Annotated in this window: 20 protein-coding genes and 1 riboswitch; of the genes, 5 read left to right on the top strand and 15 right to left on the bottom strand. The window is 70.3% G+C overall.

Going from position 1 to position 20,925, the window contains the following annotated elements; translation table 11 throughout:
- Positions 1-53 precede the first annotated feature (53 nt).
- Positions 54-461 (top strand): RidA family protein, encoded by a 408-nt coding sequence (locus tag ACWD0A_RS14350; protein ID WP_451297911.1) that lies wholly within the window; start codon positions 54-56, stop codon positions 459-461.
- A gap of 423 nt (positions 462-884) precedes the next feature.
- Here ACWD0A_RS14350 and ACWD0A_RS14345 read toward each other — a convergent pair whose 3' ends face one another.
- Complete coding sequence (locus tag ACWD0A_RS14345; protein WP_451297909.1) at positions 885-2,027, bottom strand: glycosyltransferase family 4 protein; 1,143 nt, start codon at positions 2,025-2,027, stop codon at positions 885-887.
- Positions 2,028-2,115: 88 nt separating this feature from the next.
- Here ACWD0A_RS14345 and ACWD0A_RS14340 point away from each other — a divergent pair, with 88 nt between their 5' ends.
- On the top strand, positions 2,116-3,390 hold the full coding sequence (locus ACWD0A_RS14340) for a glycosyltransferase 87 family protein (RefSeq protein WP_451297907.1): 1,275 nt from the start codon (positions 2,116-2,118) through the stop codon (positions 3,388-3,390).
- Here ACWD0A_RS14340 and ACWD0A_RS14335 read toward each other — a convergent pair.
- From ACWD0A_RS14335 to ACWD0A_RS14315, 5 genes are all read right to left on the bottom strand, one after another.
- Positions 3,347-4,579 (bottom strand): hypothetical protein, encoded by a 1,233-nt coding sequence (locus ACWD0A_RS14335; protein WP_451297905.1) that lies wholly within the window; start codon positions 4,577-4,579, stop codon positions 3,347-3,349. The two genes, ACWD0A_RS14340 and ACWD0A_RS14335, sit on opposite strands and share 44 nt — an antisense overlap.
- Positions 4,580-4,628: 49 nt before the next feature.
- Positions 4,629-5,660, bottom strand: a complete 1,032-nt coding sequence (locus tag ACWD0A_RS14330; protein ID WP_451297903.1) for an NlpC/P60 family protein — start codon at positions 5,658-5,660, stop codon at positions 4,629-4,631.
- A gap of 235 nt (positions 5,661-5,895) precedes the next feature.
- Positions 5,896-6,921 carry an NlpC/P60 family protein gene (locus ACWD0A_RS14325; protein ID WP_451297901.1) on the bottom strand — a complete coding sequence of 342 codons (1,026 nt, stop codon included), beginning with the start codon at positions 6,919-6,921 and terminating at the stop codon, positions 5,896-5,898.
- Between the two features lie 316 nt (positions 6,922-7,237).
- A complete protein-coding gene (locus ACWD0A_RS14320) occupies positions 7,238-8,602 on the bottom strand; it encodes an NYN domain-containing protein (protein WP_451297899.1) in 1,365 nt (454 codons plus the stop codon).
- 38 nt (positions 8,603-8,640) lie between these two features.
- Entirely contained in the window at positions 8,641-8,883 is a 243-nt protein-coding gene (locus ACWD0A_RS14315) for a hypothetical protein (RefSeq protein ID WP_177152820.1), read from the bottom strand.
- A 185-nt stretch (positions 8,884-9,068) separates the two neighbouring features.
- On the opposite strand from ACWD0A_RS14315, the gene ACWD0A_RS14310 reads away from it, so the two are divergent.
- Together ACWD0A_RS14310 and ACWD0A_RS14305 are read left to right on the top strand one after the other, a co-directional pair.
- Positions 9,069-9,803 carry a rhomboid family intramembrane serine protease gene (locus ACWD0A_RS14310; protein ID WP_451297897.1) on the top strand — a complete coding sequence of 245 codons (735 nt, stop codon included), beginning with the start codon at positions 9,069-9,071 and terminating at the stop codon, positions 9,801-9,803.
- Positions 9,800-10,081 (top strand): Lrp/AsnC family transcriptional regulator, encoded by a 282-nt coding sequence (locus ACWD0A_RS14305; RefSeq protein WP_031069742.1) that lies wholly within the window; start codon positions 9,800-9,802, stop codon positions 10,079-10,081. Before ACWD0A_RS14310 ends, ACWD0A_RS14305 begins: the two co-directional genes overlap by 4 nt.
- A gap of 86 nt (positions 10,082-10,167) precedes the next feature.
- Here the strand turns inward: ACWD0A_RS14305 and ACWD0A_RS14300 are convergent, their stop codons facing one another.
- The 6 genes from ACWD0A_RS14300 to ctaE all read right to left on the bottom strand — a co-directional run bounded on the left by ACWD0A_RS14300 (position 10,168) and on the right by ctaE (position 17,396).
- Positions 10,168-11,568 carry an aminotransferase class V-fold PLP-dependent enzyme gene (locus tag ACWD0A_RS14300; protein WP_451297895.1) on the bottom strand — a complete coding sequence of 467 codons (1,401 nt, stop codon included), beginning with the start codon at positions 11,566-11,568 and terminating at the stop codon, positions 10,168-10,170.
- Positions 11,569-11,775: 207 nt separating this feature from the next.
- Positions 11,776-11,893, bottom strand: a riboswitch (SAM riboswitch).
- A 104-nt stretch (positions 11,894-11,997) separates the two neighbouring features.
- The gene (trpD, locus tag ACWD0A_RS14295) at positions 11,998-13,062 is read right to left on the bottom strand and encodes an anthranilate phosphoribosyltransferase (RefSeq protein WP_451297893.1); all 1,065 of its coding nucleotides are present in this window, start codon (positions 13,060-13,062) and stop codon (positions 11,998-12,000) included.
- Between the two features lie 125 nt (positions 13,063-13,187).
- Positions 13,188-14,813, bottom strand: coding sequence for a cytochrome bc1 complex cytochrome b subunit (gene qcrB, locus ACWD0A_RS14290; RefSeq protein ID WP_451297891.1), 1,626 nt, complete (start codon positions 14,811-14,813; stop codon positions 13,188-13,190).
- Positions 14,810-15,886 (bottom strand): cytochrome bc1 complex Rieske iron-sulfur subunit, encoded by a 1,077-nt coding sequence (gene qcrA / locus ACWD0A_RS14285; RefSeq protein ID WP_451297889.1) that lies wholly within the window; start codon positions 15,884-15,886, stop codon positions 14,810-14,812. The genes qcrB and qcrA overlap by 4 nt, the downstream gene beginning before the upstream one ends.
- On the bottom strand, positions 15,883-16,692 hold the full coding sequence (gene qcrC / locus ACWD0A_RS14280; protein ID WP_451297887.1) for a cytochrome bc1 complex diheme cytochrome c subunit: 810 nt from the start codon (positions 16,690-16,692) through the stop codon (positions 15,883-15,885). The genes qcrA and qcrC overlap by 4 nt, the downstream gene beginning before the upstream one ends.
- 92 nt (positions 16,693-16,784) lie before the next feature.
- Complete coding sequence (gene ctaE / locus ACWD0A_RS14275; RefSeq protein ID WP_451297885.1) at positions 16,785-17,396, bottom strand: aa3-type cytochrome oxidase subunit III; 612 nt, start codon at positions 17,394-17,396, stop codon at positions 16,785-16,787.
- Between the two features lie 177 nt (positions 17,397-17,573).
- Here ctaE and ACWD0A_RS14270 point away from each other — a divergent pair, with 177 nt between their 5' ends.
- Positions 17,574-17,978, top strand: coding sequence for a DNA-binding transcriptional response regulator (locus ACWD0A_RS14270; protein WP_365990098.1), 405 nt, complete (start codon positions 17,574-17,576; stop codon positions 17,976-17,978).
- Positions 17,979-18,048: 70 nt separating this feature from the next.
- On the opposite strand, the gene ACWD0A_RS14265 is transcribed toward ACWD0A_RS14270, so the two are convergent.
- The 3 genes from ACWD0A_RS14265 to ACWD0A_RS14255 all read right to left on the bottom strand — a co-directional run.
- The gene (locus ACWD0A_RS14265) at positions 18,049-19,305 is read right to left on the bottom strand and encodes an Ig-like domain-containing protein (RefSeq protein ID WP_451297883.1); all 1,257 of its coding nucleotides are present in this window, start codon (positions 19,303-19,305) and stop codon (positions 18,049-18,051) included.
- Between the two features lie 121 nt (positions 19,306-19,426).
- Positions 19,427-19,825, bottom strand: a complete 399-nt coding sequence (locus tag ACWD0A_RS14260) for a cytochrome c oxidase subunit 4 (protein WP_451297881.1) — start codon at positions 19,823-19,825, stop codon at positions 19,427-19,429.
- On the bottom strand, positions 19,822-20,925 hold a 1,104-nt coding region (locus ACWD0A_RS14255), incomplete at its 5' end, for a cytochrome c oxidase subunit I (protein WP_451297879.1). The genes ACWD0A_RS14255 and ACWD0A_RS14260, both read right to left, overlap by 4 nt.

Raw genomic sequence — 20,925 nt, 5'->3', positions numbered from 1 at the left:
TTTCATGAGGTGCTGATCTTGCTGCTCCTGACGCCAAGAGGAAGAGGCTGCTCATGTCCGTGACGCTGGTCAATCCCGAGGGGCTGCCGAAGCCCGAGGTCTACCGGCAGCTGTCGGTCGCCACCGGATCGAAGCTGGTGTTCCTGGCGGGGCAGGTCGCCCGCGACGCCGACGGCCGGCCCGTGGGCGAGGGAGACTTCGCTGCTCAGGTCGAACAGTGTTATCTCAATGTCGCCACCGCTCTGGCCGGGATCGGCGGCTCCTTCGACGACGTGGCGAAGCTGACCATCTACGTCGTCGACTGGAGTCCCGAGAAGATGCCGCTGCTGGGTGAGGGCGTGGGCCGGGCCGCAGCGAAACTGGGCATCGATCCGGTCAAGCCGATCACCCTTCTGGGCGTTGCGGCACTGGGGGAACCGGACCTCCTGGTCGAGGTCGAAGCCACCGCGGTCATCGAATAGCCCGCCGCAGGAGCACCTCAAACCCACCGCCCTTTGCCCGGCGCGCCATTGGGGCTCCGCCCCTGACCGCGCGCCTCGGACAGCGGCGGGGCTGGGTTTGCCCGGCGCAACCCGTTGCGGATCCGCGCCCCCGCTTCGCATGTCAATCACCCTGCGCGGCCCGGTCGTTGGGGCTCCGCCCCGAACCCCGTGCCTCGAACTCCCCGACGACCTGGCGGCCGTGAGAAGTGCCCACAGCGGGGCTGGTTGTGCCCGGCGCAGTCGGCGGTGCTGGACAGCGGCAACTCAGCCCGTCCGGGGGTCCCTCCCACGGCCGCCAGGCCGTAGGGGGAGATTGAGGACACCGCGCGGAGAGCCCGTACGGGTCCGGGCGGAGCCCGGTTCGGGATGGGGCGGGGTGGGGGAAAGCGAACCGCCCGCGCCTCAGAGCAGCGCCCTCAGCCTCTCCGCCAGCAGGTCCCAGCGCCACCGCTCCTCCACCCACGCACGGCCCCGCTCCCCCATCCGCCTCCGCAGCTCCGCGTCGTCGAGCAGCGTCGCGATCCGTTCCGCCGCGTCCTCGGGCGAGCCGCCGCGCACCACCCAGCCCGTCTCGCCGTCGAGGACCGCGTCCGGCGCGCCGCCGGAGTCCCCGGCCACCACCGGCAGTCCGGTCGCCGACGCCTCCAGGTAGACGATCCCGAGGCCCTCCACGTCGAGGCCGCCCCTGCGCGTACGGCACGGCATCGCGAACACGTCGCCCGCCCCGTAGTGCGCCGGGAGTTCCGACCACGGCACGGCGCCGGTGAAGCGCACCGAGTCGGCGACCCCCGTCTCGGCCGCCAGCTTGCGCAGGTCCTTCTCGTACGGGCCGCCGCCCACGATCAGCAGCACCGCGTCCGGGACCTTCGCCAGGACCGCGGGCATCGCGAGGATCAGCGTGTCCTGCCCCTTGCGGGGCACCAGACGCGAGACGCAGACGACCACGGGCCGGTCGCTCAGCCCGAGCCGGCCGCGGATCTCGTCGCCGCCCGAGCCGGGGTGGAAAGTCTTCTCGTCGACGCCGGGCGGCAGTTGGACCATGCGCGCGGCGGCGTCCGCCGTCAGCGCCCGGGCGATCCGCGAGCGGGTGTACTCGCCCAGATAGGTGATCGTGTCCGTGCCCTCGCCGATCCGGCGCAGCAGCTGCCGCGACGCGGGCAGCTGCGCCCAGCCCGCCTCGTGTCCGTGCGTGGTGGCCACGATCCGTCGCGCGCCGGCCCTGCGCAGCGCCGGCGCCATCAGGCCGAGCGGGGCCGCGGCGCCGAACCACACCGACTCGCAGCCGTGCTCCCGCAGCAGTTCGACCGCCCGCCGGGTGACCCGCGGCGTGGGCAGGAGCATCGTCGTACGGTCGCGTACGACGGTGAACGGCTGCTCCGCGTCGAAGGCGGCGGTCGCCTCCGCGCCCTCCCGCCCGCGCTTCCAGGTGGAGGCGTAGACGACGAGCTGCCCGGGGTCGAGCCGCAGCGCCATGTTGTGCAGGAATGCCTGGATGCCGCCGGGCCGCGGCGGGAAGTCGTTCGTCACGATCAGCGTCTTGTGCATCGCCGCCGACAGTACCGAACGGTCTCCTCCGCGTCCCGCACGGCCCCGGGCGGCATGATGGGCAGCCACTGCCGATGAAGGGGACGCGATGCCGAAGGCGGCGGCACGGGGCTCGGGCGCCCCTCTCGTGGTGTGGGTCCTGACCCGTACGGCGCTGCTGCTGTGCGTCCTCAAGGTGGTCACGTTGCCCGGGCCCGACGTCACGAGCGACGTCTCGGTGATCTACCAGGGCTGGCACGAGGTACTGCGCACCGGGACGTTTCCGCTGGACGACGTCACCTGGCAGTACCCGCCCGCCGCCGCGCTCGCCGTCCTCGCGCCCGGTCTCGTGCCGGGCCTCGGCTACGCCACCGCCTTCTTCGTCCTCGTCCTGGTGTGCGACCTGCTGGTCCTCGGCCTGCTGCGGTACGCGGAGAGGGGCGGGACCGAGCGGCGCGGCACCTGGGTGTGGGTGGTGGGCGTGCCCCTGCTCGGGCCGACCGCCTACGCCCGCTACGACCTGATGGTCACCGCCGTCGCCGTCGCCGCTCTGCTGGGGGCACCTCCCAGGCCGAAGGCTCTGGGGGAAGGCCGCAGCCGGCCGTGCGCCCTGGGGGCGCTCGCGGGGTTCGGCGCGCTGTTGAAGGTGTGGCCGGTGCTGCTGCTCGTGGGCGTGCCGCGCGGGCGCGCGGCGCGGCGCGCCTGGGGCACGGCGGCGGCGACGGGCGCGGGCCTGACGCTGGCGTTCACCGCCGCCCTGCCGGGCGCACTGGACTTCCTGACGTACCAGCGCGACCGGGGCACCGAGGTCGAGTCACTGGGCGCGCTCGTCTTCCATGTCGCCCGGCACTTCGGCTGGCAGGGACAGGTGCTGCTGAACTACGGCTCGGTCGAGTTCGTCGGCCCCCATGTCCCGCTGGTCAGCCGGCTCTCGCTGGCGCTGAGCGTCCTCGCCCTCGGCTGGCTGGTGGTGTGGCGCATGCGGGCCAGGGAGTGGGACCCGGCGACGCCGTGCGACGCCGCGTTCGCGGCCGTTCTGCTGTTCACCGTCACGAGCCGGGTGATCAGCCCGCAGTACCTGGTCTGGCTGGTGGGGCTCGCCGCGGTGTGCCTGGTGCGGCGCGAGACCCGAATGGTGCAGCCCGCGCTGCTCACGCTCGCCGCGACCGCGGTCACGGTGCTGGAGTTCCCCGTGTGGTTCGCGCACGTCGTGGCGAGTGACGGCCTCGGCATCGCGCTGCTCCTCCTGCGCAACGGACTGCTGGTGGCCGCGACGCTCGTCGCCTGCCGGCGCCTGTGGCGGACCACCGTCCCGGCCCGGCAGGCGAGGGGCGTCGCCGTCAGCCCAGGCGCTCGCGCAGATGGTTCTGCCACCGCGCGGTGAACTCCTCCGCCGTGACGCCCAGCACCTCGCCCAGGGCCCGTTCGACCGCGCCCTCCCGGTGCTCCGCCTCACCGACGGTCCGGTAGAACTCCCTGAGCTCGTCCTCGCCCCAGCGGTCCGCGATCAGGTCGCAGGCCAGCCAACCGCCCTCGTAGGCCCGTGCCAGGGCGTCGGCCTCCCCGCCGAACGCGAAGCCCTCGTCGTCGGGCAGGGCCCCCGGAACGTCGCCGCCGCGCACCGCGTCCCGCAGCTCGGGCGCGGTCTCCTCGGCCGTGCGGCCCGTTCCCCGGTAGGCGACCCAGTCGGCGAAGCCCTCGGAGAGCCACATCGGGGTGGCGGCCGAGGTGTCGGCGCGGGTCGCCACATGGGTGGTCTCGTGGGTGAGGACGATGCGCCGCCCGAAGTCGCCCAGCAGGCCGTACGCCTCCGGGTTGACGATCACGCGGTCGGCGGCCGAGCCGTCCCTGCGGCCCGTCTCGCCCGTGGTGACCGCGGCGATGCCCCGGTATCCGGCGGCCGGGGCGCCCAGCAGCCGGCCCATTGCCTCGACGGACGACGGGACGAGGACGACCACCCGGCCGGTCCACTTCGACGGCCAGGCGTTCCTGACGGCGGGCACGGCCCGGTCGGCGGCCGCCGCGAGTTCCCGCAGCCGCTTGTCGTCCTGGCCGACGCCGAGGACCAGGCTGTGGCTGCCCCGCACGACGCGCACGTCGCCCTGCTGCCACAGCTGCTGGGGGGCGCCCGTGCCCGGCTCGTCCGCGACCACGTACCAGCGGCCGTCGCGCTCGACGAGCTCCAGGACGCGGTCGGCCGCGACGGAGGCGCTGTCGTAGCCGTCGACGCGGTAGTGCAGCTCGGTGTCGGCGACGGCACGGTCCCCCTGATGGCGTACGCCCTTGATGCGGTACTCCCAGGAGTGGAAGGGGATGTCGGCCATGTTGGCGAACTCCCTGCCCTGCCGCTCGCGCAAAGCCGTCGCGCCGGGGTCCAGGGTCGCCAGATAGCCGGTGCGGTCCCCCTCGACGACGGCTTCGCCCCTGTCGTCCAGGGTCTGCTGGATCGCGTCCACGGTGGGGTCCACCGGCCTCTGGGCGAGCGTGCAGGCGGACGCGAGCACGAGCACGGCGAGCCCGAGGCCCGCCGTGCGCCCTGCCGGTGTGCGCTGTGCGCGCCCCTGACCTGCCACCCTGCCGATCGTACGGAACGCACGCCGGAACGGTACGGGGAGTGCGGCCTCAGACCCGGGTGACCGCGTGCACGGGCATCATGCCGACCGGGTCGTAGCGCACCGCCGCGCCCGGGTAGGGAGCGTGGACGACCTGGCCGTTTCCCATGTACATCCCGACGTGGCTGGCGTCGCCGCGGTAGGTGACGATGTCGCCGGGCCGCGCCTCGGACAACGGGACGCGGCGGCCCGCGTTCGCCTGCGCCTGCGAGGTGCGCGGCAGGCCGACCCCGGCCTGCGCGTACGACCACTGCACAAGGCCCGAACAGTCGAAGCCCGAAGGGCCGTTGGCGCCCCACACATAGGGCCGGCCGACCGCGCCGCGGGCGGCGAGCGCGGCGAGGGCCGCATGCGCCGAGGCGGGTGCGAGACCCGTCAGCTCCGGCAGGGCGCCGTCGCGGCCCGCGCGCGAGGCGCGGTCGAAGTCGGCGCGCTCCTCGTCCGGCAGAGCGTTCAGCAGCCTGCGCGCCTCGGAGAGCTTGCGCTCGACGACGCGTTTGTGGCGGGCCACGGCGGAGCGGCTGCGTTCCAGTTCGGCGAGGTCCCTGGCGGCCTCGGCCCGTTGCTGCCCCAGCTCGCGCTGCTCGCCGCGCAGGTCCTCCAGGGCGGCCGACTGGCGTTCGCCGACGCGGTCCAGGACGGCGGCGTGTTCGAGGTAGGTGTCCGGGTCGGCGGACAGGAACAGCTCCACCGCCGGGTCGAGTCCGCCGGAGCGGTACTGGGCGCCTGCCACGGAGCCGAGTGCCTCGCGCATGCGGTTGATGCGCTCCTGGCCGCGGGCGACGCTGTCCTGGGCGCGCGCCACGCGTTCGCGCAGCCGCTCGACGGTCTCGCCCGCCTTGTTGAAGCGCTCGGTGGCCTTCTCGGCCTCCTCGTAGAGCTGGTCGACCTCGGCCCGGGTGGCCTGGGGGGACTCCTGGGGCTCGGCGCCCGCGGGCGCCGCTCCGAAGGCCGCAGCCGCCGTCGCCGCCGCGGCGGACAGGACGGTGATCCGGGCACTCGCGGTGAGACCGGTCTGTGAGGGTCGGCGGTGGGACACCACGTGCCGCGCTCCCTTCCGCACACTTCGCAGAGCTCGAAGGACTGGGAATCTTGCGCGGCAGAGAGTAGCCGTGCGGCCACGAGGCGGCCAACGTCGGCTGCGAGCACACACAGTGACGCCCCGCCGGAGAGCACAGGTCACCGGCGGGGCGGAGCGTCAGCGGGTTATGACGGAATTCCCCCGTTCGGTCGGGTGTGAAAGCCCGTCGAACGATTCGTCATGGTTGCGCGCGGTCTCAGATACGCACGCCGAACATGTACGGCATGTTGTTGATGGACTCGTACCGCACGCTGGCACCCGGCTTGGGCGCGTGCAGCACCTGCCCGTTGCCGGCGTAGAAGCCGACGTGGTGCAGGTCGCCGTAGAAGAAGACCAGGTCGCCCTGCTGGAGCTGGCTCTGCGAGGAAATGCGCGTACCGGCGCTGGCCTGGGCCTGCGAGGTGCGCGGTATGGAGACACCGGCCTGCGCGTATGCCCAGGAGGTGAGGCCGGAGCAGTCGAAGGAGCTCGGGCCGGAGGCGCCGTAGACGTACGGCGAGCCGATCTTGGACTGGGCGGCCGAGAACGCGGCGGCGGCACGCTGCGATGCGGGGACGGCGTTGCCGAGGTCGGCGCGCGCACTGGCGCGGTTGGCGCGGGTCTCGTCGGCGGCGAGCGCGGCGCGCTCGGCGGCGGTGAGGGTGTTGAGCAGCTTCTGCGCGGCGGCGAGCTTGCCCTGGACTTCCTTCTTCTTGGCGCCGAGCTCCTGGCGGGTCTCCGCCAGGTCCTTGAGCTTGCCCTGGGCCTCCTGGCGCTGCTGCGCGAGCGCGCGCTGCTTGGCCTGGATCTCCTGGATCGCCTCGGTCTGCTTGGCACCGAGCTGGTCCAGCGCGGATGCCTTCTCGAGGTAGGTGTCCGGGTCGCCGGAGAGGAAGAGCTGGACCGAGGGGTCGATGCCGCCGGAGCGGTACTGGGCGCTCGCGACCGAACCCAGGCTGTCCCGCAGGGTGTTGAGCTCTTCCTGACCGCGCGCCACCTTGTCCTGCAGCGCGTCGATCTGGTCGTCGAGCTTGTCCTGCTTCTCCTTGGCCCCGTTGTACTGCTCGGTGGCGTGCTCCGCCTCTTCGTAGAGCTTGTCGACCTTCGCCTTGACCTCGCTCTTGCTCGGCTTCGGTTCGGCCTGGGCGGTCTGGGCGGTCAGCGCGACAGCGGCAGCGGCGGTCGCGGTGAACACGGTCACACGGGTGCGGCTCGGCTGCTTGGGACGACGGTGGGACGCCACGGAGGCGAGCTCCTTCTTCCTCAGCCGCCTACCGGGCTGTGGGGGGTTTAATCCCCGGCGTTCGCACATCGGATCCCTGGGGGAAAAGGGGCGAACTATGCGAACTCGGCGGTTCCTTCGCTGTCGTCCCGGGTGGACGATCAACCGCGCGAAGGTTCGAGGCCCGACCCTAGTGACCTTCTTGTGATCAGTTCAAATCCTCATCGGAAAAACTCGGCCGCCGCGCGCATTCTTTACTCACATCACACGCGTAGTAATGGCCACTTGACACACCGTCCCAGCAGTACCGATGCAATTCGGTCATTTGCGACGGTAGTTACGACAGCCGCGAAAGCCGCTTCAGCAACAAGGCGGACGGGACCGGGCGGGCACCCGCCTTGGCCACGCCGTCGGCGACCTCGCGGTCGGTCGACACGACCACCACCGGCCGGCCCGGCGGCTCCGCGCGCACCAGCTGACGGATCAGCTCGTCCGCGGTGACCCCCGGCTTGGAGAACAGCACCCGCACCCCGCGCGGCGGCGCCAGCAGCACCGGCGCGGCCAGTTCGGCGCCGTCGAACACACACGTGACCTCGGCGCCGGTCTGCGCGGCGAGCACCGACAGCCCGCCGAGCAGCCGCAGCCGCTGCTTCTCCAGCGGCATCGTCGGATAGCCGGTCTTGGTGACGTTGTAGCCGTCGACGACGACGTGCGCCTGGGGCAGGGCCAGCAACTGGTCCAGCAGCGCGGGGTCGGTCTCCGAGAGGGCACGGGCCGCGATGTCCTTGGGCGACATTCGCCCCGGCTCGACGGCGTCGACCGTGTCGGCGGGATGCACCCCGGCGGGCGGCAGCGCCAGCTCGCGGCGCAGCCCCTGGGCCGCGTCCAGCACGGTGTCGAGCAGCAGCCGCAGCCGCATGTCCTCGATGGAACGCCCCTCGCGGGCGGCCCGCCGCCCGGCCTCCACCGCCGCCTCGGCCTCGGCCAGGCGGGCCTTGAGCCGGCGGCTCTCGCTCTCCGCCGCCGACACCTGGGCCGCGGCCTGCGCCCTGATCGCGTCGATCTCGGCGACCGTGCGGCGCAGGGCGGCCTCGCCGCGCTTCACATCGGCCTGCGCGCTGCGCAGCTTGCGCCCCAGGGAGTCGTTCTCCTTGCGGGCGCCGTCGAGCTCGGCGCGCAGCCGCTCGGTCTCGGCCCTGATCTGGCCGCGCGCCGCCGCCAGTTCCTCGCGCAGCCGCTCCAGCTCACGCCGGCCGGCCTCGTCGGCGCGTTCGGCGTCCGCGCGCTGGGCCTCCTCGCCGGCCGCGGCGACGAGTTTCACCCATCCGGCGGGGCGCAGCACGTACGCGGCGGCGGCCACGTCGACCGGATCGGCGGCGGCGGGCGGGGCTCCGGACTCCAGGGCCCGGGCGAGCTCGGGCTCCGCCTTGGCCAGCCGCTCGGCGATCCGCTGCCTGAAGAGCGTGTCGCTCTCCAGCGCGGCGGCCATCGCGTTGCCGGCGAACTTGCCCCGGCGAGTGGGGGTGAACCGGGCGTACTGCCTCAGCTGCGACGGCAGCTCGGCGACGGTCAGGCCGCCGAACGCGTCCGAGACGAGCGCGACGACGCGGCGCCGCACCCCTTCGGGCAGCGGGCGGTCGAGCGCCTCGGCGGCGTCACCGGCCGCACCGGCCGGCTCCGCGCCACTCGCGGGCTGCTCCACGATCCGTCACCCCTACCACCCTTGCGGGCCGCTCTCCCTCAGGAAGCGGCGCCCGGCCTGTCCACCAGCTCGATCTGGTCCACCGCGTTGCACCAGCGGCAGCGGACCGACTCGATGGTCTCACTGACCACCTCGCGCTCCTCCACAGTCGGCTCGCCGGCAAGGTCCAGATGGACGTACTCGACGACCTTGGACGAGCGCGTCACATCGAAGCGTGTGAGGTTGCCGCAGAGTGTGCAGCGCCACCTGGTCTCGGCGGTAGGCCAGGGAACCGTCGTCATCGTGCCGTCCTCTTCCGTCGTGCGGGTCCTGTGCCGCAGTGCGCCCTCGAACTGCGGATGTACTGCCTGTAACCCTACGGGCATGGGGGCACCCGATGCTCACGCGGAGCGGAGCTCGAGGGAGGGTGCCCGTGGCACGGCGAGGCACTCTGTACCCTTCGGTCCCGCTACGCCATGCTCTGTCCATGATCAGTAGGTGGGGCAGGGCACGGGACATGGTCCGGGAGGCGGCGAAGGGGCCGGTCGTCACCTACGGCCTGATCGCACTGTGCTGCGCGATCTTCGTCGTCAGCCCGGTCTCCGGCCTCGACCCCTCCCACGGGCTCGGCGACGCCCTGCTCGCGGCGCAGGAGGCGTACTTCGAACGCTGGGGCGTGATCCCGGCGGACCTCCTGACCGGATCGCCCCGCGCGCTCCTGACGCCCTTCACCGCCCTGTTCATCCACGGCAGCTGGCTGCACCTGCTGGGGAACATGCTCTTCCTCTACGTCTTCGGCACGATGGCCGAAGAACGCATGGGTCGTGCGGAGTTCGCCCTCTTCTACCTGGGCGCCGGCTACGTGGCCCTGCTCGCGTACGCGGTGGCCAACGCGGAATCCGCGCAGACGCTGGTGGGCGCGTCCGGGGCGATCTCGGGAGTGCTGGGCGCGTTCCTGTTCCTCTTCCCGAAGGCGCGGGTGACGAGCCTGTACCCGTTCCTCTTCTTCCTGCCGCTGCGCTTCCCGGCGTGGGCGGTGCTGATCTTCTGGTTCGTCCTGCAGTGGCTGGCGGCCCAGAAGGCGGGCAGCGGCCCGGGGGTCGCGTACCTGGCGCACCTCGCGGGGTTCTCGGCGGGCTTCCTCTACGCGTGGGGCCGATTCCGGGGTGGGACTAGAGTGAGGACATCTGCAGCGGCCACCGAGGGAGAAAGCCAACCGTGATCACCGCGATCGTGCTCATCAAGACCAGTGTGGACCGCATCCCCGAGATCGCCGAGTCGATCGCGGCGCTGGACAGCGTCAGCGAGGTCTTCTCCGTGACCGGCACGTACGACCTGATCGCCATGGTGCGCGTGGCGAAGCACGACGACCTGGCGGACGTGATTCCGGGCCGCATCAGCAAGATCCCGGGCGTCGAGGCGACGGACACGCACGTGGCGTTCCGCACGTACTCGCAGCACGACCTGGAGGCTGCGTTCGCGATCGGCCTCGACGCGTAGCGCTTGGGGTACCTCCCATGCCCGAAGGGCTATGAGGGAGGGCAGCGCACCGGGGTGCGCCGCCCCGGGGGCGCGACGCCCCGGACTCAGACCGCAGGGACGCAGCGGCCGTCCTCCGTGCGGTACGTCCACTTCGCGCCCTCGCGCACCAGCTCCCGCACCGCCCCCACGAAGCGCTCCACATGCTCGTCCGGCGTGCCCGCGCCGAAGCTCACGCGGATCGCGTTCAGCGACCGCTCCCCCGGCTCCGCCTCCGGCGCACCGCACTCGCCGGCCTCCTGCGGGTCGCTGCCGAGCAGCGTGCGCACCAGCGGGTGGGCGCAGAACAGGCCGTCCCGGACGCCGATCCCGTACTCCGCCGACAGCGCCGCCGCGAAGTGCGAGCTGTTCCAGCCGTCGACCACGAACGAGATGACGCCGACGCGCGGCGCATCGTCGCCGAAGAGCGACAGGACGCGGACCTGCGGCACCTCCGCCAGCCCCTCGCGGACCTTCGCGATCAGGTGCTGCTCGCGCTCGACCAGCGTGTCGAACCCGGCCTCCGTGAGCGCCTTGCAGGCGGACGCGATCGAGTAGACGCCGATCACGTTCGGCGAACCGGCCTCGTGGCGCGCGGCCGTCGTGTGCCACTCGACGTCCACGCCGCCGTCCGCGCGCCGCGCCACCTTCCGCGACGCGCCGCCGCCCGCCAGGTACGGCTCCGCGTGCTGGAGCCAGTCGGCGCGGCCGGCGAGCACGCCGGAACCGAACGGCGCGTACAGCTTGTGTCCCGAGAAGGCGACCCAGTCGACGTCCAACTCCCGTACGGACACGGGGTGGTGGGGCGCGAGCTGGGCGGCGTCCAGCACGATGCGCGCACCGTGCGCATGAGCAGCGGCGGCGAGTTCCTTCACGGGCCACAGCTCACCGGTCACGTTCGACGCACCGGTCACGCACACCAGCGCCGGACCGTAAGGGTCGCGCTCGGCGAGCGCGTGCTCCAGCGTCCGTACCGCCTCTTCCGGGGTGCGCGGCGCGTTCAGGTACGTCACGCGGGCATCACTCCATGGCAGCAGCGACGCGTGGTGCTCGGTCTCGAAGACGAAGACCTGGCAGTGGGCGGGGAGCACGGCGGCGAGCAGGTTGAGCGAGTCCGTGGTGGAGCGCGTGAAGACGACCTGGTCGCCGTCCCGGCAGTCGAGGAAGGAGTGGACGGTGGCCCGGCTGTTCTCGAACAGGTCGGTGGACAGCTGCGAGAGGTATCCGGCGCCCCGGTGCACGCTGCCGTAGTAGGGGGCGTACGCGGCGACGTCGTCCCACACGCGCTGGAGCGCCGGGGCGCTCGCCGCGTAGTCCAGGGCGGCGTACGTGACCTCGCCACCGGTCACGAGCGGGACGGTGACATCCCGGCCGAGGACGGGCAGCGGCGCGGAGCAGCAGGGGTCGCAGTCGGCGGAGGCGGCAGCGGTGGACGCGGTGGCGGTGGCGGCGACAGGGCGTGCGGACATGACGGTATCTCCCGGCAGGAAAAGGCGAGTTGGCTTCGACAGGCCCCGCGACGGCGCAACAGCGCAGCTGTGCAACGGCGTACGGGGAAAGACCTCGACGCACGGACATCCCGCACGGAGGTGTGGTGAAGAAGGGGCGGAACGCCCTATCGCATTCGCTTGCTCACGAGACAGCTCCTCGAGGACCAGGACCCCAGGGCTGGAAGGGGTCCGCGCTTGCCACAGACCTCGCTGCCTGCGGCCTGGTCTTCACCCGGGGCACCCCGCCACGGACGGAGGGTTGCCGGACAGCGGGCCGGGGCCGTAATCGCTGTCACTCATGACCTTGGAGAGCATCCTGCCATACGTCTCGGATGGCGCAAGGGCACGGTCCGCATAGTGGACCGCGCCCTTGCCGGACTCACCCGTGGTGCGTCGTTCCGCCGGACGTCACGCGTTGCTCGCCGCCACCCAGCGCTCCAGCGCCGCCCGCGCCGCGCCCGAGTCGATCGACTGCGCCGCCCGCGCGATACCGGCCGCCAGCTGTTCGTTCAGCGTGCCGTCGGTCGGCTCCAGCGCCGCCAGCGCTGCCGCCGAGTTGAGCAGGACGGCGTCCCGCACCGGGCCGGTCTCGCCGCCGAGCAGGCGGCGCGCCACGTCGGCGTTGTACGAGGCGTCGGCGCCGCGCAGGGCCTCCACGGGCACCAGGTCGATACCGAGGTCCCGCGGGTCGAACGCCTCCTCGGTCACCTCGCCGTCCCGGACCCTCCATACGCGGGACGTCGCGGTCGTGGTGAGCTCGTCCAGCCCGTCGTCGCCGCGGAACACCAGCGCGGAGGAGCCGCGCTCGGCGAGGACGCCGGCGACGATGGGTGCCATCCGGGCGTCGGCGACACCGGTGGCCTGTGCCCTGACCTTGGCCGGGTTGGTGAGCGGGCCCAGGAAGTTGAAGACGGTGCGGATGCCGAGTTCCTTGCGGGCCATGGCGACATGGCGCAGTGCCGGGTGGAACTTCACCGCGAAGCAGAAGGTGATCCCGGCTTCCTCGGCGACCTCGGCCACGCGCTGCGGGGACAGCTCCAGATTGACGCCGAGCTTCTCCAGGACGTCCGAGGCGCCGCTCGCCGACGAGGCGGCCCGGTTGCCGTGCTTGACCACTTTCGCGCCCGTACCGGCGACGACGATCGCGGACATGGTGGAGATGTTGACCGTCTTCGCGCCGTCGCCGCCGGTGCCGACGATGTCGACGCTGGGGCCGGGGACCTCGATGAGGTTGGCGTGCTCGTACATGGTCCGTACGAGGCCCGAGATCTCCTCGACGGTCTCGCCCTTGGCCCGCAGGGCCACCGCGAAGCCGGCGATCTGCGCGTCGGTGGCCTCGCCGCTGAGGATGCGGTCCATGGCCCACGCGGTGGCGTCGGCGCTCTGGTCGCGGTTGTCGAGGAGGGCGTTCAGCACGCTCGGCCAGGAGGGGGCCGCCACGCTGTCGCCGCCAACCGGGGTCACAACGTTCATGGTCCACTCCTGGGTCCACAAGCCGATAAGGATGGGTCCCACCCTATCCAGCGCCGGGGCACAGCGAAGGGCCCCGTCCATTCGCTGGACGGGGCCCGCGCTGTGGCGACCAACAGGTCAGGTGATCAGTGGTGGCCGTGGCCGCTGGTGATCTCCTTGTACTCGTCGACCGTGGGCTTGGCGACCTGGTTGTCGCCGCCGAAGTAGCCCTTGCTGAGCTTGACGCGCAGCTTCTCCATACGGCCGATCTTGCGGCGCACACCGTTCTCGTCGACCGTCGGGCCGATCTCGGCGGGCTGGTACTGCTCGTGCGCGGTCAGCTTGTACCGGTCGGCCTGCGACAGCGGCTCGTGGATCTCGACGAACTCACCGTGCGGCAGGCGCTTGATGATGCCGGACTCGCGTCCGTGCAGCACCTTCTCCTTGTCACGCCGCTGCAGACCCAGGCAGATCCGCTTCGTGATGATGAAGGCGAGAACCGGTCCGACGAAGTAGGTGATCCGGACGAACCAGGTGATCGAGTTGATCGACAGGTGGAAGTGCGTGGCGAAGATGTCGTTTCCACCGCCGAGCAGCATGATCACGTAGCCGGTGACCCAGGCGACGCCCAGGGCGGTACGGGTCGGCGCGTTGCGCGGGCGGTCCAGGATGTGGTGCTCGCGCTTGTCGCCGGTGATCCAGGACTCGATGAACGGGTAGACGGCGATCGCCCCGAGGACCAGACCGAAGAGGACCAGCGGGATGAACACGCCCAGGACGAGCGTGTAACCCCCCAGGTTGATCTCCCAGCCCGGCATCACACGGATCAGACCCTCGGCGAAGCCCATGTACCAGTCGGGCTGCGCGCCGGTGGACACCTGGTCCGGGCGGTACGGGCCGAGCGCCCACACCGGGTTGATGGTGAACAGGCCGGCGATGATCGCGATGACACCGAAGACCAGGAAGAAGAAGCCTCCGGCCTTGGCCATGTACACCGGCAGCAGGGGCATGCCGACGACGTTCTTGTTCGTGCGGCCGGGGCCCGCGAACTGCGTGTGCTTGTGGTAGAAGACCAGGATCAGGTGCGCCACCACGAGGCCGAGCATGATGCCCGGCAGCAGCAGGATGTGGATCGAGTAGAACCGGGCCACCATGTCGTGGCCGGGGAACTCGCCGCCGAACAGGAACATCGAGATGTACGTGCCGACGATCGGCGTGGACAGGATCGCGCCCTGCGTGAAGCGGACACCGGTGCCGGAGAGCAGGTCGTCGGGCAGCGAGTAACCGGTGAAACCGGTGAACATGCCGAGGACGAACAGCAGGAAGCCGAACAGCCAGTTGATCTCACGCGGCTTGCGGAACGCGCCGGTGAAGAACACGCGCATCATGTGCACGAACATGGCGGCGAGGAAGATCAGCGCGGCCCAGTGGTGGATCTGCCGGATGAGCAGACCACCGCGGACGTCGAAGCTGATGTCCAGGGTCGAGGCGTACGCCTCGGTCATGCGGATGCCCTGCATCGGCACGTACGAGCCGTGGTACTCGATCTCGTTCATGCTCGGGTGGAAGAACAGCGTCAGGTACACACCCGTGAGGATGATGATGATGAAGCTGTAGAGCGCGATCTCGCCCAGCATGAAGGACCAGTGGTCCGGGAAGATCTTCCGCATGTTGGCCTTGGCCAGGGAGTAGATCCCGAGCCGGCCGTCCGCCCAGTCGGCCACCCGCTCGCCGGCGGGCGCCTTCTTCTGCGTATCCGTCTGTGTACTCATCCGCGCTCCCAGAAGGCAGGACCGACAGGCTCTTCGAAGTCGCCGAGCGCCTCGAGGTTGCCCTCGGCGTTCACACCGATCCGCAGCTGCGGAAGGGGGTGACCGGCCGGGCCGAAGATGACGCGGGCGCCGTCGGAGAGGTCGAAGGTGGACTGGTGGCACGGGCAGAGGACGTGGTGCGTCTGCTGCTCGTACAGGCTGACCGGGCAGCCGACGTGGGTGCAGATCTTCGAGTAGGCGACGATGCCGTCGTGCGACCACTCGAGCTCGCGCTTGTCCTTGATGTCCTCCGGCTGGATGCGGACGAGCATCAGGGCGGCCTTGGCGATCTCGGTGTTGAACTCGTGGTCGCTCTCCTCCAGGCCCTCGGGCATGGCGAAGGTCAGCGACCCGACCGCGACGTCCTCGGGACGGAGCGGCTCGTTCGTGTTCATGTTGATGAGGGTCTTGCCCTTGGCCCACAGCGTGTGGCGGAGCTTGTCCTCGGGCAGCGGGCCGAGCTCGCGCAGCAGCACCACACCGGAGAGCGGCACCATGGCCAGCGCGCCGAACATGGTGTTGCGGATCAGCTTGCGGCGGCCGATCGCGGACTCACGCGCACCGTCGGCGAAGTCCGACATGACCTTGGCCTTGACCTCGGGCGCGGCCTCGATCGCGTGCCGGTCGTCGGCGACCTCGACGTCGGACATCAGGGTGCGCGCCCAGTGCACGGCGCCGGCGCCGATGCAGAAGAGCGCGAGACCCAGGGTCACGCCCAGCGCGAAGTTCAGCGCGCTGATGTGACCGAGCGGCCAGATGTAGACGATCTTCTTGACGTCGAAGATCACGAACGAGGCGATGAAGCCGATCGTGGAAAGCATCGACAGCGTGAACAGGAAGGCGACGGTGCGCTCGGAGCGCTTGGCCGCACGCTCGTCGATGTCCTGGACGCGCGGCTTGTGGGCCGGCAGTCCGGGATCGGCGAACGGGTCCTCGTCACGCTGTGCGACGGCCGTGCCGCCACCGTGAGCCGCGTCGTGCGCGGTGCCCTGCCCTGCCGGCAGGTTCTCTTCTGAATTCTCTTGGCTACTCATGACTTCTTGGCCTTAGCGGTGTGGGCCGCAACCCAGACGGCAACGGCGATCAGCGAACCCAGACCGAAGATCCAGCCGAACAGACCCTCGCTCACGGGGCCGAGGCCACCGAGGGCGAAGCCGCCGGGGGTCGGGGTCTCGTCACCGTTCACGGAGTTGACGTACGCGATGATGTCCCGCTTCTGCTGCTGGGGCATCGTGGTGTCGGGGAAGGACGGCATGTTCTGCGGGCCGGTCTGCATGGCTTCGTAGAGATGCTTCGCGCTGACGCCTTCGAGGCTCGGGGCGTACTTGCCGTCGGTCAGGGCGCCGCCCTCACCGGTGAAGTTGTGGCACTGCGCACAGTTGGTGCGGAACAGATCGCCACCCTTGGCGATGTCCGCGCCCTCGGGGCTGTAGTCCTTCTCGGTCGGCGTGATCGGGCCGGCACCCAGGGAGGCGACGTACGCAGCGAGCTGGTCGATCTCCTTCTGGGTGTAGATGACCTTCTTCTTCGGCACCTGCGCGCCGGGCTGCTGGGCGGGCATGCGTCCGGTGCCGACCTGGAAGTCGACAGCGGCGGAACCGACGCCGACCAGGGACGGGCCGTCGGAGGTGCCCTGACCGCCGGTTCCGTGGCAGCTGGCGCAGCCGACGGTGTAGAGCTTCTGGCCCTCCTTGATGGCGAGGGACTGGGCGGTTTCATCGGCCTGCGCCTTGTCCGCGGGTGCGAACGCGGCGTACAGCCCCCCAGTGGCCGCCAGCGCGAGGAGTAGGACGACGACCGCCGCCAGCGGATGGCGTCGTCGTGCGGAGAGCTTTTTCACGGATTACCCCGGTGTCAGGATCTTCTGCGTCGATGCTTCTGGACTATGTCTGCTTCAGGCGGCTTCCGCTCGGTGCGTGCCGCCCGCGCCGATTACTTGATCATGTAGATCGTGGCGAAGAGGCCGATCCAGACGACATCGACGAAGTGCCAGTAGTAGGACACGACGATGGCGGCGGTTGCCTGCTCGTGGGTGAATCTCCTGGCCGCGTACGTCCTGCCGAGAACCAGCAGGAAGGCGATGAGACCGCCCGTCACGTGGAGGCCGTGGAAGCCGGTGGTCAGGTAGAACACGGAGCCGTACGGGTCGGACGAGAGGGAGAGCCCCTCGTGCATGACCAGCTCCGTGTACTCGAAGACCTGACCGCCGATGAAGATCGCACCCATCACGAAGGTGATCACGAACCAGGTGCGGAGCTTCTTCACGTCGCCGCGCTCGGCGGCGAAGACGCCGAGCTGGCACGTGAGGGAGGAGAGCACCAGGATCGTGGTGTTCGTCGCCGAGAACGGGAAGTTCAGCGCATCGGCTTTCTCTGCCCAGAACTCGGCACCCGTCACCGATCGCAGGGTGAAGTACATCGCGAAGAGGGCCGCGAAGAACATCAGCTCGGAACTCAGCCAGATGATGGTTCCGACGCTGGTGAGGTTCGGCCGATTGACCGACGGGTGCGCGTGCCCGGTTTCTACTGTCGTTGCTGTCGCCACGCCGACATTATGTCGGTCGCTTATCCCGCCCTCACTCCGGGGGGTGCCGTTCGGTGTGTCAGTGGCACTTGTCCAGCCCGAACGGCCCATCGAAGCCATGTCCGAACCGGTGTTGACAGCCAGTCGGGAGGAGTAGCATCCGCGCCACAAGCTCTGTTCGTACGAGGCGGAGGAACCATGCAGTCGAGCGCCACGGTCCTGGTCTACAGCGACGATGCCAATACCCGCGAGCAGGTCAGGTTGGCAACGGGTCGCAGGCCGGCCGCCGACGTGCCGCCGGTGCGGTTCGTGGAGTGCGCGACCCTGCCCGCCGTGCTCAAGGCGCTCGACGAGGGCGGCATCGACGTGTGCGTGCTGGACGGCGAGACCGTTCCCGCGGGCGGCATGGGCGTGTGCCGGCAGATCAAGGACGAGATCTTCGACTGCCCGCCCGTGCTGCTGCTCATCGGCCGCCCGCAGGACGCCTGGCTGGCGACCTGGAGCCGCGCGGAGGCGGCGGTGACGCTCCCGGTGGAGCCGGTGGAGTTCGCCGAGGCGCTGGCGTCGCTGCTGCGCCGCCGGCTCTCCCACCACGCCGCCTGAGCGGGCCGTCGACGCCGCCCGAGCGCCGTGGGGGTCCCCCGGCGAAGCCAGGGGGAAACCGGCCCACCTGCTAGACAGCCGGCCTGAGGCGGGCGGCTACGGCGGCGCTGCCGGTCTCCTGGGGCGTGCCGCCGGTCAGTGCGCTGCCCTCGCGCCACTTGTCCCAGGGCAGGTTCCAGTCGCCGAAGCCGTTCCCGAAGGTGTCCATTATGTCGCCGTAGCTGTTGACGACCTCGACGATGTCGCCCTCCCGGACCGTATTGAAGAACCAGGCGGCGTTGGCGGTGGACATCCCGGTGCAGCCGTGGCTGACGTTGGCGAAGCCCTGTGATCCGACGGACCAGGGCGCCGCGTGGACGTATTCACCGCTCCAGGTGACGCGGGTCGCCCAGTAGACGGGCAGGTCGTACGCCTCCGAGCTGCCCTCGGCGATGCCGATGGTGGTGCTGCGCATCCGGACGAACGACTCCTTACCGAGCACGACCTTGATGCCGTTGCGCGTGGCGAAGCCGGGCTTGCCGGTGGTCACCGGAATGGTGTTGATCACTTCTCCGTTGCGCTTGACCACCATGGAGTGCGACGCGGCGTCGGTTATGGCCTCGATGCGGTCGCCGATGGTGAGCCTCAGCGGCTCGGAGCGGCCGCCGTAGATCTTGTTCTCGACCTTCACCCCCGCGAGGTTGCTGGTCGCGTTGACGACCGTTCCTGTGGGCCAGTAATCCTTCGGGCGGTAGTGGAGCGTCTTGTCGTCCACCCAGTACCAGGAGCCCTCCACTGCGGGCTTGGAGCTGACCTTCAGGGCGCGTTCGACGACCCGCCTCGCCTCGTTGCCCTTGACGGCCGTGCTGAGCTTGGCGGTGACCGGCTGGCCCACGCCGTACGTGCCCGACTTCGGGCCGAACTCGGCGGTCAGGAAGCGTTTGGCGGGCTTCGTCTCGAAGGTGAGCACGCGCAGGCCGGGCGCGCCGTCCTCGTCCTCCGTGGCCACCCGCATCGTGTAGCGGGCGCCTGCGGCGAGGGGTGCGGTGGAGCGCCAGCGCAGGCCGTCGGCGGAGAGTTCTCCGGCGAGGTAGCGCCTGGCGTCGTCGGTGACGGTGACGTCGGTGATCCGGCCGGAGCGGCTCTTGGTGGTGACCTCGAGGGGCTTGTCGGGGTCCACCTTGTGGTCCCCGGCGTCGGCGTTGAAGCTGACCTGCCGCGCCGCGTCGTAGGGCTGTGCGGCGAGGGGATGGCCGTCGGGCTCGCCGCACGCTGTCGCGACCACCCCGAGGGTCACGACCACCAGAGTGCAGCTGAGAACGGTGCGGAAGTGCGGCGTGTGGTTCATGAGCACACGCTATGAACGCTTGTCACCAGCGGCGCGCTGGATGACTCCAAACGAGGGGCCCGGATCCGCCTCCTTTGGAGTGAAGGGGATCCGGGCCCGACGTGTCGCGCTTGACGCGGCGTTACTGGTTCTGGCTCTCACCGCGGTAGTACTCGAAGACCCAGCCGAAGATGCCGATCAGGATCAGCGGCAGGGAGAAGTACAGGAGCCACCAGCCGATGGCGACGCCGAGGAAGGCGAGCGCACCGCCGATCGCCAGTGAGAGCGGCTGCCAGCTGTGCGGGGAGAAGAAGCCCACCTCGCCGGCCTCGTCGGCCACATCGGCTTCCTTGTTGTCCTGGGCCATGGCGTCCACCCGCCTGGCCGTGAAGGCCAGGTAGTAGCCGATCATGACGCTCAGGCCGAAGGCCAGGAAGAGCGCGGTGGTTCCGGCAGGCTCCTTCGACCACACGCCGTACAGGACGGCCATGGCCAGGATGAAGACGCTCAGCCAGAGGAACATCTTGCCCTGGATCTTCACTTGCTCTCCTCCTTGCCACCGGCCGTCACGCCGGCCGGGATGCCGCCGTGCTCAAGCTGGTCGAGAGCCGCGATCTCCGGGTGGTGCAGGTCGAACGCGGGAGATTCGCTGCGGATGCGCGGCAGCGTGAGGAAGTTGTGCCGCGGCGGCGGGCAGGACGTGGCCCACTCCAGCGAACGGCCGTAGCCCCAGGGGTCGTCGACCTCGATCTGCTTGCCGTACTTCGCCGTCTTCCAGACGTTGTACATGAAGGGCAGGATCGACAGGCCCAGCAGGAACGAGCTGATCGTGGAGATCGTGTTCAGCGCGGTGAAGCCGTCGGCGGCGAGGTAGTCCGCGTAACGACGCGGCATGCCCTCGGCACCGAGCCAGTGCTGCACCAGGAACGTGCCGTGGAAGCCGATGAACAGCGTCCAGAACGTGATCTTGCCGAGCCGCTCGTCCAGCATCTTGCCCGTGAACTTCGGCCACCAGAAGTGGAATCCGGCGAACATCGCGAAGACCACGGTGCCGAAGACGACGTAGTGGAAGTGCGCGACGACGAAGTACGAGTCGGAGACGTGGAAGTCCATCGGCGGCGAGGCCAGGATGACGCCGGTCAGACCACCGAAGGTGAAGGTGACCAGGAAGCCGATCGTCCAGAGCATCGGTGTCTCGAAGGACAGCGAGCCCTTCCACATCGTGCCGATCCAGTTGAAGAACTTCACACCGGTCGGGACCGCGATGAGGAACGTCATGAAGGAGAAGAACGGCAACAGCACGCCGCCTGTGACGTACATGTGGTGCGCCCACACCGTCACGGACAGACCGGCGATCGCGATGGTCGCGCCCACCAGACCGATGTAACCGAACATCGGCTTGCGGGAGAAGACCGGGATGATCTCCGAGACGATGCCGAAGAACGGCAGGGCGATGATGTACACCTCGGGGTGGCCGAAGAACCAGAAGAGGTGCTGCCACAGCAGGGCGCCGCCGTTGGAGGCGTCGAAGATGTGCGATCCGAACTTGCGGTCCGCCTCCAGGGCGAACAGCGCGGCCGCCAGGACCGGGAAGGCGAGCAGGACCAGCACACCGGTCAGCAGCACGTTCCAGGTGAAGAT

It is taken from the genome of Streptomyces sp. NPDC002867 (assembly GCF_053591895.1).
The sequence above is the reverse complement of the archived record's forward strand: the minus strand, read 5'-3'. Positions and strand labels throughout refer to the sequence as shown.